At 72.5% G+C, this 12,920-nt stretch carries 8 protein-coding genes and 3 pseudogenes; 9 read left to right on the top strand and 2 right to left on the bottom strand.

Features of this window, described 5'->3' with window-relative positions; translation table 11 throughout:
- Nucleotides 1-93: 93 nt before the first annotated feature.
- From GGE06_RS08900 to GGE06_RS08880, 5 genes are all read left to right on the top strand, one after another.
- Entirely contained in the window at nt 94-747 is a 654-nt protein-coding gene (locus tag GGE06_RS08900) for a hydrolase (protein ID WP_116157042.1), read from the top strand.
- Between the two features lie 583 nt (nt 748-1,330).
- On the top strand, nt 1,331-1,876 hold the full coding sequence (locus tag GGE06_RS08895) for an SgcJ/EcaC family oxidoreductase (protein WP_184930462.1): 546 nt from the start codon (nt 1,331-1,333) through the stop codon (nt 1,874-1,876).
- A gap of 133 nt (nt 1,877-2,009) precedes the next feature.
- On the top strand, nt 2,010-3,119 hold the full coding sequence (locus tag GGE06_RS08890) for an MFS transporter (protein ID WP_246532382.1): 1,110 nt from the start codon (nt 2,010-2,012) through the stop codon (nt 3,117-3,119).
- A gap of 60 nt (nt 3,120-3,179) precedes the next feature.
- Nucleotides 3,180-3,965, top strand: coding sequence for an alpha/beta fold hydrolase (locus GGE06_RS08885; RefSeq protein ID WP_184930460.1), 786 nt, complete (start codon nt 3,180-3,182; stop codon nt 3,963-3,965).
- 127 nt (nt 3,966-4,092) lie between these two features.
- On the top strand, nt 4,093-5,343 hold the full coding sequence (locus GGE06_RS08880) for an MFS transporter (protein ID WP_116157046.1): 1,251 nt from the start codon (nt 4,093-4,095) through the stop codon (nt 5,341-5,343).
- Between the two features lie 288 nt (nt 5,344-5,631).
- On the opposite strand, the pseudogene GGE06_RS08875 reads toward GGE06_RS08880, so the two are convergent.
- Both GGE06_RS08875 and GGE06_RS43985 read right to left on the bottom strand, forming a co-directional pair.
- Nucleotides 5,632-6,118: pseudogene (locus GGE06_RS08875) on the bottom strand (alcohol dehydrogenase catalytic domain-containing protein); the annotation flags it as partial.
- 66 nt (nt 6,119-6,184) lie between these two features.
- Nucleotides 6,185-6,366: pseudogene (locus GGE06_RS43985) on the bottom strand (CBS domain-containing protein); the annotation flags it as partial.
- Between the two features lie 160 nt (nt 6,367-6,526).
- Here GGE06_RS43985 and GGE06_RS08865 point away from each other — a divergent pair.
- From GGE06_RS08865 to GGE06_RS08840, 4 genes and pseudogenes are all read left to right on the top strand, one after another.
- Nucleotides 6,527-9,529, top strand: a complete 3,003-nt coding sequence (locus GGE06_RS08865; RefSeq protein WP_312883067.1) for a glycoside hydrolase family 3 C-terminal domain-containing protein — start codon at nt 6,527-6,529, stop codon at nt 9,527-9,529.
- An 82-nt stretch (nt 9,530-9,611) separates the two neighbouring features.
- Nucleotides 9,612-11,087 (top strand): annotated as a pseudogene (locus GGE06_RS08860) (FAD-binding dehydrogenase); the annotation flags it as partial.
- A gap of 286 nt (nt 11,088-11,373) precedes the next feature.
- Nucleotides 11,374-12,135, top strand: a complete 762-nt coding sequence (locus GGE06_RS41995) for a peptidoglycan-binding domain-containing protein (RefSeq protein ID WP_116157047.1) — start codon at nt 11,374-11,376, stop codon at nt 12,133-12,135.
- A gap of 17 nt (nt 12,136-12,152) precedes the next feature.
- Complete coding sequence (locus GGE06_RS08840) at nt 12,153-12,911, top strand: D-Ala-D-Ala carboxypeptidase family metallohydrolase (protein WP_221517897.1); 759 nt, start codon at nt 12,153-12,155, stop codon at nt 12,909-12,911.
- Nucleotides 12,912-12,920: the final 9 nt, after the last annotated feature.

The following is a 12,920-nucleotide window of genomic DNA, read 5'->3' as shown; positions in this document are numbered from 1 at the left end:
CACGTGATCGCGTCGTCACGGGGTGGGTCCCCTCGTCGGAAGCTCTTCCTGTCGCCGCACCATCCGATCTCCCCGGCACGGAAAGAGGGACCGATGTCCTCGCACGCGTACAAGACCCTGCTCAGCCCGCACGAGAGCGTGTTGGTCCTGATCGACCACCAGCCGCGGATGCTGGCCGGCGGCTCCTCCGGCGAGCGCGAGACGCTGTGCAACAACGTGGCGGGCCTGGCCAGGACCGCGAACGCGTTCGGCGTCCCGACCGTTCTCACCGGCATCGCCCCGGAGGCGTTCGGGGGGACGCTCCTCCAGGAGCTCACCGACGTCTTCCGGGACCGCCGGGTCATCTCCCGCACCCTCATCAACGCCTGGGCCGACAGGGGGGTGCGGGACGCGGTGCTGGCCACCGGCCGCCGGCAGATCATCATCGCCGGCCTGTGGTCCGAGGTCGGCGTCGTCCTGCCCGCGCTGTCCGCGCTGGAGGAGGGGCGCGAGGTGTACGTGGTCGCCGACGCGTCCGGCGGTACCAGCGCGGAGGCCCACCAGCTGGGCCTCCAGCGCGTCACTCAGGCCGGCGGCGTCCCGCTCACCTGGCTCCAGCTGCTCGGCGAGTTCCAGCGCGACTGGGCCGGTGAGGAGACGCACGCAGCCGTCGAGGCCATCCTGCACGCCCATGGGGGCGCGTGGGGCCGGGGCGTCGGCATGGGCCGCGACGGCGCCGTCCGCGGCACGGAACGGGACGCGTCGTGACCGGGTCGCTCGCCGCTGCCGGACGGACGGTGTCCCGGTCGCCCTCGGCCCGGGTTCGGCGGCCGCACCCGGAGGAGGGCAGGTCTCGCCGCTCGTGGACGCCGCGACGGGCGAGGGAGCGGCCCGACAGGGCGCGCCCGTACGACGTACGGCTGCCGGGACCGGCAGCCGGCCGGCGCTAGGAGGTGGCTGACGGGCCTGCCTGACAATTCGCGCCGGATCAGGACGGGGCGTCCGGTGCGTGCGATCGGGCAGGGCCGCCTCACGTCGCGGACTTGGGCGGACCCTGCCAGCGCTCTCCTGCCGATCGGGCCGGACCGTCCCGCATCACGGACCTCGACCGCCCCCGCCAGCGGTCTCCTGCCGATCAGGCCGGACCGCCGCATCGCGGACCTCGACCGCCCCCGCCAGCGGTGTCGTGCCGATCCGGCGCGGCTACGACGACACGGCCCCCCAGGGGCTCCCCGACCTCGCTACGCCCCCCGCCCGCAGACCTGCACGACCGCCACGACGCCCCCTGGTCACCGCGTCCCCGGCCGACCCCTGGGCCAGCAAAATCGAGACCCCCCTGAGGAGACCTCTCATGAAGCCACGACTCGCCGGCGTGGACGTGCCCCCGGAGGACGTGGACGCCATCGTGGCGCTGGTCGCCGAGGTCGAGCACGCCCAGCAGAACGCGCTGCCGGACGCGTTCGTCGAGCTGTTCCGGCCCGATGCCCTCTGGTCCGTCCCGTACAAGGCACCGGTGACGGGCATCGAGGAGATCGGCGCGTTCTTCCGCCGGATGCTGCCCGACACGGCCGGGCAGCCGCTGACCTCCACGTACGAGACCGAGTACATCCACTTCCTCCGCCCCGACGTGGCCGCGGTCAAGATCAGGCAGCGGCCGGTGACCCGCGACGGGGAGCTTCTCGACGACCTGCTCCGCAGGCCCGGCGCGTCGGGCCCGTCGAGCGGCTGCCGAGGTTCCAGCGCCGACGTGCGCCTCTGGGCCTCCCTCGTGACGACACTCCCCGCTGTCGCGCCGGACACCTCCCTGTACGTCCTGACGAAGTCCGACGGTCGATGGCTCATCTCCGTCGCCCAGGACACCACGGCCATCGAGTCCGACGCCCTCGCCGTCGGCTGAACCACCTTCTCGCCGGGCCCTCCGGCCCACCCCCTCTCGCTTGGAGCACCCCATGAGTGTCGCCGCCCCTCCCCTGCCCCTGTCAGGGGACAGGGATCGTGTCCCTGCCAGAAGATGGCTCGCCGTCGTGGCCATGGCCGTCGGCACCTTCGCCCTCGTCACCGTCGAGTCCCTGCCCGTCGGACTCCTTCCGCTGATCGGCGGAACCCTCGGTGTCTCTGAGGGGACGGCGGGGCTGATGGTGACCGTCCCCGGACTGGTCGCGTCCGTCACGGCACCGTTGCTTCCCGTCGCGATCCGGCGCGCGGACCGCCGGGCCGTCCTGCTCGGCCTCATCGTCCTGATGGTGGCGGCGAACGGGCTGTCGGCCCTGGCACCCGACTTCGCGGTCCTGCTGGCGTCGCGCTTCCTGGTCGGCGTCAGCATCGGCGGGTTCTGGGCGCTGGCCGCGGGGCTCGCCGTCCGCCTGGTTCCGGAGCGCCACGTCCCTCGTGCCGTGTCGATCGTCTTCGGCGGGGCGACCGCCGCCAACGTCCTGGGCGTTCCCGCCGGGACGCTGATCGGCGCGCTCGCGGACTGGCGCGTCGCCTTCGCCGCCGTGGGCGGACTCGGCCTCCTCGTCCTCGCCGCGCTGCTCTGGCTGCTGCCGTCCCTGCCCGCAGAACGGGCGGTCCGGCTGCGCACGCTGCCGGAGCAGTTCCACAACCCCGTCGTGCGCGCCGGTGTCGCCGCCACCTTCCTCCTGGTGAGCGGTCACTACGCCGCCTTCACCTACGTCAGCCCGATCCTTCGGGACGTGTCCGGGTTCGACGCGGGCATGATCGGCCCGCTCCTGCTCGGCTTCGGCGTGGCCGGCATCGTGGGCAACTTCCTCGCCGGTGCGGCGGCGGAGCGCGACGTCCGGGCCACCGTCGTCACCGTGGGGACCGTACTCGCCCTGGTTCTGGCGGTGTTCCCCCTCGCGGGCCGCACCCCGGTCGGCGGGGCGATCCTGCTGATCGTGTGGGGCCTGGGATTCGGCGGGGTCCCGGTGGGCGTGCAGACCTGGATCCTCAAGTCGGCGCCGGCGTCGGCCGAGGCCGCCACGGCGCTGAACACCGCGGTGTTCAATCTGGCCATCGCGCTCGGTGCGCTCCTCGGCGGAGTCGTCGCCGACCGCCTGTCCCTCAACGGTGTCCTGGCCCTCGGTGCCGTCCTCACGCTCCTCACCTCCCTGGCCGTCCGGAGCGCGCGCCGGGCGTGACCGCCACCGGTCACCGACGTACGAGCCGGCCCTCCCCTCCTCAGTCACGAAAGACCTTCCATGTCAAGAGAGTTCACGGTCGAGGCTCCCGACACACGTCTCCGCGGCGTCGACACCCCCGGCGCGGAACCGCCGCTGCTGTTCCTGAACGGAGGCTTCGCCACCCGGCGGAGCTGGCGGCGCGTCCTCGCCCGGCTCGGCGGGACGCATCGCACCGTCACCTTCGACGCGCGGGCACGCGGACGCTCGGGCACGTCCGCGGACTGTTCGCTGCGGGCGGCGATCGACGACGTCGACCGCGTGATCGAGGCGACGGGGCTCGACCGGCCGATCCTGGTCGGCTGGTCCCACGGGGCGACGATCGCCGTGTGCTGCGCCGCCGAATGCCCGGACCTGATCGGAGGGCTGGTGCTCGTGGACGGCGCCTACCCGGTCTCCCTGCTGGACGAGGAGGAAAGGCGGCGCGTACGTGAGCGGTTCCGCCGACTCGGACCGGTCACACCCGTCCTGGCCCTCCTCGGCCGTTCGGCCCGGATGACCCCGCTGGAGGCCGCCGACGTCGTCATCGGGACGGACGAGGTCAACGGCGGGCTGGAGGCCGACCTCGCGGCCCTGCGCTGCCCGACGGCGTTCGTCGTCGGACACGGCGAGCACTCCGGTGCCCCTGGTCGGCAGGCACACACGATCCGCGCCGCCGTCGCGAAGGCCGCGGCCCGCAATGACCAGGTGACCCTGTTCGGCACGACGGGCAGCGACCAGGCGCGGGTCCTCACCCGGGACGCCGGGCTCGTGGCGGCCGCGATCGAGGACGTCGCGCAGCGGTCGATGCGCCCACCGATCCGCTGAGGGTGCCATCGTTTGCCGACACCGGCCTTCAGAGGATGGAACACGCGTCGGGGGCCTACGTCGCCGTTAGGGCACCCGGTCTTCGTACGACTGCGGCGGGTTCTGCGACCCTGCTAGCCTGCGGTCCATGATCAAGGGCGGTTTAGCAGGTCGAATAGGCCGGATGGCGGGGGACAGTGGGCCGGAGCGCGTGCTGGTCGCCGCCAGTTTCGTCAACCGGGTCGGCAATGGTCTGTTCAACGCGGCGTCGGCGCTCTATTTCACCTTGGTCGTGGGCCTGCCTGCGGTGCAGGTGGGCACCGCGCTCACCATCGCCGGAGTGATCGGCTTGTGCGCGGGGATACCTGGGGGTCATCTCGCTGACCGGCGCGGCGCACGCGTGATCATGACGCTGGCCCTCGCGGTCCAGGCGGTATCGATGGCGGCCCTCGTCCTCGTCGAGAGCTGGGCCGCGCTCACGGTCATCGCCACGGTCGACCAGATCGCCGCGGCGGTCGGAGGAGCGGCGTGGGGGGCTCTGGTGGCCCGGGTCGGGGGTGAGCGACCGGCCATGTTCCGGGCGAAGCTGCGCACCTTCGTCAACCTGGGCGTCATCCTGGGAACGGTGGGTGCCGGGCTGGCGCTGGCCGCGGACACCCGCGGCGCCTATGTCACGCTGATTCTCGGCAACGCGGCGAGCTTCGCCCTGTGCGCGGTGCTTCTGCTTCTGCTGCCCCGCTATCCGGTGCTGGCAGCGCCGCCGCGGCAGCGGCGCTGGCTCGTCTTCGCGGACCGTCCGTTCCTGACGTTCACCGCCCTCTACGGGGCCATGGGACTGCAGTACCCGGTGGTCTCCCTGCTCCTGCCGATCTGGATCTCCCAGCACACCGAAACGCCGCGTTGGGCGGTGGCCGCGCTGTTCGGAGTCAATTCCGCCTTCTGCGTACTGATGCAGACCAGGATCGGCTCCCGTATCGAGACCCCGTACGACGGCGGCAGGGCGTTTCGCACTGCGGGGCTGCTCTTCCTCGTCAGCTGTCCGATGATGGCGCTGGCGGCGTACGCCCCTGTCTGGGCGGCAGCAGGACTGGTCCTGGCGGCGATCTTCGTCCATAGCCTGGGAGAGGTCTGGGAGTCCTCGGCGTGCTTCGCCCTGGGTTTCGCTCTTGCCCCTGACCATGCCCAGGGCCAGTACCAAGGTGTCCTCGGCCTCGGCTTCAACGCGGGCCAGGCTCTTGCCCCCGCGATCCTCACCACGGTGGTGCTGGGCCTCGGCACGGCGGGCTGGCTGCTGCTGGCGTTGTTCTTCGCAATGCTGGGTGCTGCCGGCCCATCTCTTGCCCGCTGGGGCATGCGGACCCGGCCGCAGCCGGGCGTTGCTGCGGAAGCGACGAGATGACCGGGGAGTAGGTGCCAGGAGCCTTCCGCGTGGCATGGAAGAGTCCGTGTGCATCGCGTGGCCGCTGGAGTAGCGACATGACACGGGTGGTCAGGCCGCCTGACCGTAGCCGCCCGGCGTGCGCGGGACGTCACCGCGCAGCGGGCTGAAGCCGACGTCCGGATGCGGGTCGTACGCCTCGGGCACGAGGTCGAGCTCATGGGTGGAGTACTCGCCGAAGCGGCGGACGTGCTCGGTCGGGTACGGCGAGATGTGGGCCAGGTCCTCGGGGTCGATGACGTAGCCCTCCTCCGACAGGTACACGAACCGCTCGTCCGGGGGGCCGTCCGGAACCCGGATCGGGAGGGTGTCGGCGAAGGGGACGCGCAAGTACTCGGCCTGCTCACCGGGCACCTGCCCGTAGAGCTTGGTGTAGCCGAAGAGACTCGCACCGCTGCCGTGCTCGTGGACCTGAGTCGTCTCGCACTGTGAGTGCAGACCTCGCTCGCACATGAAGCAGGCACCGCAGGACACGTTGAACGGTACGACGACCCTGTCCCCGACCTTCAGTTCCCGGACGTCCGGCCCCACCTCGGCCACGACGCCCATCGGCTCGTGCCCCAGAACGTCCCCCCGCGTCCAGGAACGGCCCCAGCACCTCGTAAAGATGCAGGTCCGATCCGCACAATCCCGTCGTCGTCACTTCGACCACGGCGTCCGTGGGATCGACGATCTGCGGATCCGGAACGTCTGCCACCTCGATCTTGCGGCGGCCCTGCCACGTCACGGCCTTCATCACGCCTCCTCGGTGACGAATACGGATGGGGTGCCGAACTCTCTCCCGGCCGCCCTTGCTTGCGTGTCAGCGGGAGAGTGCTTCGAGGAGTTCGCCGACCTGGGGTCGGGCAGGGAGCGGGCGACGTCGGCCCGGGCGACGAAGCCGACGAGGGTGTGTCCGTCGATCACGGGCAGGCGGCGGACTTCGTGCTCGGCCATGGTCCTCATGCTCTCGGCGGCGTCGTCGTCGGCACCGATGCAGGTGGCGTCGGGGGTCGTGAGCTCGCGTGCGGTAGTCACGGTGCTTCTCCCGAGCTCGGATCGGCCCACGCGGCCGGTCCCGGCGGCCTGGTACCCGCGCGCCTGTCCTCTTCCGGACGCTCCAAGCAGTCCACACCCGGCCATTCGGCACGAGGCCCCCGAGCCGGTGAGCGCCGGCTACCGGCTGATCGGCCCTGACGCCCACACCCTCGCCGACTGCCTCGCCGACGCCCGCGCCGCCGTCGAGCACGTGCGGCGACTCGCGCCGGACCTCCCGCTCTTCCTCGCCGGGGGCTCCGCGGGCGGACAGCTCGCCCTGACCACCGCGCTCACCGCGCCGGCCGACCACCCGCCGCTCGCCGGACTGGTGCTGTTCAACCCGGTCGTCGACCTGTGCGCCCCGGGTGACCCCGGTGACGCGCTCCGCGGTCTCCTCGGCCTGTCCGGCCCGGCGGCTGCCGAGGTCTCGCCCCTCCACCTCGTCGGGCACGACGCCCCGCCCGCACTCGTCCTCCACGGAACGGCGGACGCACTCGTCCCGATCGCCGACGCCCGCCGCTTCCGCGACGCCATGAGGTCGGCCGGCAACGCCTGCCGGCTCGTCGAGTACGAGGGGGCGCCGCACGGCTTCTTCAACCCGGGCTCAGGAGAAGCCCGTTGGTTCGAGGACCCGGTGGCCGAGACCGTCGCCTTCGTCCGCTCCCGGTCCGCCCCCGACACCGGATTCCCGGGGGACCACGGCCGCGTCGTCGAGGCCGCGCTCGCCCGTCTCGACCTCGACGCCAAGGCCCGCCTGCTCGCCGGGCAGGACCTGTGGACCTTGCCCGGGCTGCCCGAGATCGGCCTGGACTCCCTCGTCATGTCGGACGGTCCCGTGGGGGTCCGCGGGGCGGCCTGGAGCGCCGGCGACCCGTCGCTCTGCCTGCCCAGCCCGACCGCGCTGGCCGCGACCTGGGATCCGGCGCCGGCCCGCCGGGCCGGCCGGGTCCTCGCCCAGGAGGCGCACCGCAAGGGCGCCCACGTCCTGCTCGCGCCCACCGTGAACCTGCACCGCTCCCCCCTGGGCGGCCGGCACTTCGAGGCGTACTCGGAGGATCCGCTGCTCACCGCCCGGATCGGCACCGGCTACGTCACCGGGGTCCAGGAGAGCGGGATCGCCGCCACGGTCAAGCACTTCGTCGCGAACGACGCCGAGACCGAACGCTTCACGGTCGACAACCGTGTCCCGGCGCGGGCCCTGCGCGAGCTGTACCTCGCGCCGTTCGAGGCGATCGTCCGCGACGCCCGCCCGTGGGCGCTGATGTCGGCGTACAACGGCGTCAACGGCACCACCATGACCGAGCACCGCGCCCTCCAGACGGGGGTCCTCCGCGACGAGTGGGGCTTCGACGGTGTCGTGGTGTCGGACTGGCTGGCGGCCCGTGACACCGTCGGAGCGATCGAAGGCGGTCTGGACGTGGCCATGCCCGGGCCGCAGACCGTGTTCGGTCCGGCGCTGGCCGCCGCGGTACGGGACGGGCGCGTGCCGGAGGCGACGGTCGACACGGCCGTACGGCGCGTCCTGCTGCTCGCCGCGCGCCTCGGGCTCCTCAAGGGCGTGGCGTCCGCCGTGCCCGCCGGCCGGAGGCCCGCGCCCCTGGACGGCCCCGCGGTCGCCCGGGAGATCGCAACCCGCTCCTTCGTCCTGCTCCGCAACCCGGCGGGGACCCTCCCGCTGGACGCGTCGGCCGTCCCCAGCATCGCGCTGATCGGCCGCGCCGCCCGCGACGCCCGCTTCCTGGGAGGTGGTTCGGCGACCGTCTACCCCGCCCGGGTCGTCTCGCCGCTCGACGGTCTCACCGAGGCGCTGCCGAAGGACGTCGCCCTGACGTACGCCATGGGAGCCGACCCTAACGACCAGCTGGAGGTCGCCGCCAAGGGATTCGAGCTGCGGGCGGTCCTGCGCGACGCGCACGGAGCCGTCCTGGCCGAGCAGCCCCTCACCCTCGGCCGCATCCGCTGGATGGACGCGGCGCTGCCGGACGACGTCGACTACGACGCCCTGGCGACGGTCGAGATCACCGGCACCTTCATCCCGCGCGACGGCGGGACCCACCACTTCGGCACCGGCGGTACGGGAGACTTCCGGCTCACCGTCGACGGCACCGTGCTGCACGACGAGGCGGACCCCGAGGGCGGCGACCCGATGGAGGTGCTGACCGGCCGCGCGGTCCCGCGCGGGTCGGCCGAGCTGGAGGCCGGGCGAGCCGTCGAGGTCAGTCTCCTCCACCGCGCCCCGAAGGTCGCATACGGGTCGATCCGCGGCGTCACCTTCGGCCTCACCCACCGCGCCCCCGAGCGCGACGGGGACCGGCTGATCGAGGAGGCCGTCGCCGCCGCCCGAGCCGCCCACACGGCAGTCGTCGTGGTCGCCACCACCGAGCGCGTCGAGTCCGAGGGCTTCGACCGGGCGGACCTGCGGCTGCCCGGCCGCCAGGACGAGCTGGTCGCCCGCGTCGCCGCCGCCAACCCCCGTACCGTCGTGGTCGTGAACGCCGGGGCCCCGGTCGAGATGCCCTGGCGGGAGGACGTGGCCGCGGTCCTGCTCACCTGGTTCCCCGGCCAGGAGGGCGGCGCCGCCCTCGCCGACGTGCTGCTCGGCCGGGAGGAGCCGGGTGGCCGGCTGCCCACCACGTGGCCGGCCCGGCTGGAGGACGCCCCGGTCACGCGCGTCACCCCGGAGAACGGCGTCCTGCCGTACGACGAGGACCTCTTCGTCGGGTACCGCGCCTGGGAGCGGCACGCCGCAGCCCCCGCGTACCCCTTCGGCCACGGCCTCGGCTACACCACCTGGGAGTACCTGACCCTGGAAGCCGCCGACGGGCGCGCCCGGGTCAGGCTCCGCAACACCGGTACCCGACCGGGCCGGGAGACCGTCCAGCTCTACGCCGAGCACGTCGTCCCGGCCGAGGACCGCCCCGCCAGACGGCTCACCGGTCTCGCCACCGTCACGGCGGAGCCCGGCGAGACGGTCGAGGCCGAGATCGCCCTCGCGGAGCGGACCTTCCAGGTCTGGGACGAGGGGGCCCGGGCCTGGGCCGTCTCCCCCGGCCCGTACCTCCTGCACGCGGCACGCAACGCGGCCGACCCCGTACTGACCATCCCGCTGTCCGTCCCCGGACGGCACTGAGACCGCCCGGGCGCCGGAACCTGACAGCCTGCGCCCGGGGCCCCTGCCCTCCCCCTGCAACGCCCCCTGGAAGGACCCCACCGTGCAAGCCGATGTCATCGTCGTCGGAGCCGGACTCGCCGGACTCGTGACCGCCCACGAGCTGACCTCCCGGGGCCGGAAGGTCGCCCTCGTCGACCAGGAGGGACCGGCCGACCTCGGGGGGCAGGCGCACTGGTCCTTCGGCGGGCTTTTCCTCGTCGACGCGCCCGAGCAGCGGCGGATGGGGGTGAAGGACTCGTTCGAGCTCGCCTGGGGCGACTGGCAGGGCAGTGCGGGCTTCGACCGGCTCGCCCACCCCGGCGACGAGGATTCCTGGGGCGTCCGCTGGGCCCGCGCCTACGTCGAGTTCGCGGCCGGAGAGAAGCGGTCCTGGCTGGCCGGCCACGGCATCCGCTTCCTGCCCACCGTCGGCTGGGCCGAACGCGGCGGGCTGCGCGCCGACGGCCACGGCAACTCCGTCCCTCGCTTCCACGTCACCTGGGGCACCGGCCCCGCCGTCGTCGCACCGTTCGTCCGCAGCGCCCACGAGGCCGCCGCCGCGGGGCTGCTGCGCTTCCACCACCGCCATCGCGTGGACGAACTCGTCGTGACGGACGGCGTGGTCCACGGTGTACGGGGCGCCCTCCTCGCCGAGGACCCCGTGCCGCGCGGCGTGGCGACCAACCGGAACCGGACGGGCGACTTCGAACTGACCGCCCAGGCCGTCGTCGTGGCCAGCGGGGGCATCGGCGCCGACCACGAACGCGTCCGCCGCCACTGGCCCGAGCACCTCGGCACCCCTCCACGGCACATGGTCACCGGGGTCCCCGCGTACGTCGACGGCCGGATGCTCGACATCAGCGCCGTGGCCGGCGCCCGGCTCGTCAACCGCGACCGGATGTGGCACTACACCGAGGGCCTGCACAACTGGGACCCGGTCTGGCCCGGCCACGGCATCCGGATCCTGCCCGGCCCCTCGCCCCTGTGGCTCGACGCCCTCGGCCGCCGGCTGCCCGACCCGTGTCTGCCGGGCCACGACACCCTCGCCACCCTGCGCCATCTGCGGACGACGCCCGACATCGCGGCGTACGGCCACTCCTGGTTCATCGTCACCCAGAAGATCATCGCGAAGGAGTTCGCGCTCTCCGGCTCCGAACAGAACCCCGACATCACCGGCAAGGACCTCACCGCCTTCCTGCGCACCCGGCTGCTCGGCGGATCCGCCGCCCCGGCCCCCGTCGAGGCGTTCAAGCGGCGCGGCGCCGACTTCGCCGTCGCCGACACCCTCGCCGAGCTCGTCGACGGCATGAACGCGCTGACCGAACACCCCCTGCTCGACACGGACCTGGTACGCCGCCAGATCGAGGCCCGCGACCTCCAGATCGCCAACCCCTTCAGCAAGGACGCCCAGATCCAGGGCATCCACAACGCCCGCCGCTACCGGGGCGACCGCCTCGGCCGCGCCGCCGCGCCGCACGGCCTCCTCGACCCCGCCGCCGGCCCCCTCATCGGCGTGAAGCTCCACGTCCTCACCCGCACACCGGCGACCCGAAAGACTCACAGACCCTCGAAGCACACCCAAGTGATGTACACCACAGGCAACGGCTGTTACGGGAATCCGTCCCACACTTTCCCGTCCCGTGCACACCGAGCGTCCCGCGCATCCCGGCCCGTCCCGTATCGCTCCCAAGGGGCTCCCGCACCACGGACCCCGAAGGCACCATGTCTTCAGTCACCAAGTCGCTTGTACGCATGGCGACTTGGCCATCTCGGCGTGCATCCGTCGAGACATCGGCATCGACCTTCGAAGACAAGGACTCGGAGTGATACCCATCGGTACGGCCCTTCCGGCCTCCCAGGTGCCGGCCCCCCGGCTGCCCGTCGCCCGCGCGGCACTCGTGCTGTTCGTCGCCCTGCTCGCCATGCTGGCACCCTCTGCCCCCGCACACGCCCTGGACTCCACCACCTGGCTCCAGCGCAATCTCGCGGGGATCGGTTACCTGCCGTACAGCGGCATCGACGGTGTCTACGGCTCCCAGACCAGCACCGCGGTCCGTTCCTTCCAGCACGACAACGGGCTGGCCGAGGACGGCGAATACGGCAGTCGTACCGAACTCGCCCTGCACAACAAGGTGATGGAGGTGCAGCGCAAGGTCGGCACCACCGCCGATGGCGCCTACGGCGACGGCACCAAGTCCAAGGTGACGGCCTGGCAACAGGCGAACGGCCTGTCCGCCGACGGCGTCACAGGCCCCGCGACCATGAACGCGATGCGCATCGCCCGCACCGTGAAGATCACCGGTCAGTGGAAGACCACCGAGCACGGCTGGTCCGTGAGCAGCCAGTTCGACTGCCTGGACAACCTCTGGATCCGCGAGAGCACCTGGAAGGTGTACGCGACGAACCCCTCGTCCGGTGCGTACGGCATCCCGCAGGCCCTGCCCGGCGACAAGATGTCCGTAGCGGGAGCGGACTGGCAGACCAACCCGGCCACCCAGATCGAGTGGGGCCTCGACTACATCAAGTCGCGGTACGGCACCCCGTGCGCGGCGTGGTCCTTCTGGCAGTCCCACAACTGGTACTAGGAGAAGAGGACTCGACCATGACATCCGACCTCTCGCGACGCTCGCTGCTGCGCTACGGCGCCGGCGCGGTGGCCGCCACCGGTCTGGCCGTCGGCACCGGCCTGGCCCTCGCCGGCCCGGCCGCCGCCTACGGCTGGCCCTCACAGCTCTCCCAGGGTTCCAGCGGTGAGGCCGTCAAGGAGCTCCAGATTCGGATCGCCGGCTGGGCCGCCGACTCGGCCCAGCAGACCTTCGTCTCCCTGGACGGCGACTTCGGTCCCGGCACCGAGGCGGCGCTCCGTCGGTTCCAGGCCGCGTACGGACTCACCGTGGACGGTGTGGCGGGGGCGCAGACGTTCAGCCGGCTCAACGCCCTGGAGAGCTCCGACGGATCGACCGCGCACTTCGACTTCTCCGAGTTCGAGAGCAAGGACGGCTCCGGCTTCTCGGGTGGCAAGGTGAGCGCCACGACCGTCAAGGAGAACGTGCGCCGCAACATGTACAAGCTGGAGGCGCTTCGCAAGAAGTGCGGCGACCTGGCCGTCACGGTCAACTCCGGCTTCCGCAGCATCTCCCACAACGCGTCGGTGGGTGGTGCCGCCAACTCCATGCACCTGTACGGAATCGCCGCGGACGTCGCCGTCTCCGGCCTGTCCACGAAGACCGTCTACCAGAAGGCCGAGACCTGCGGCTACTCGGGCCTGGAGACCTACACGGTCTCGTGGCAGCACGTCGACTCCCGGGTCGAGTACCCCTACGGGTCGCAGTCCTGGTGGTGGCAGGACGGCGTGGCCTGACCCTCCCGC

Origin of the sequence: Streptomyces nymphaeiformis (assembly GCF_014203895.1) — a bacterium.
GTDB classification, from domain to species: Bacteria; Actinomycetota; Actinomycetes; order Streptomycetales; family Streptomycetaceae; genus Streptomyces; species Streptomyces nymphaeiformis.
This window is presented reverse-complemented; position numbering and strand designations above follow the sequence as displayed.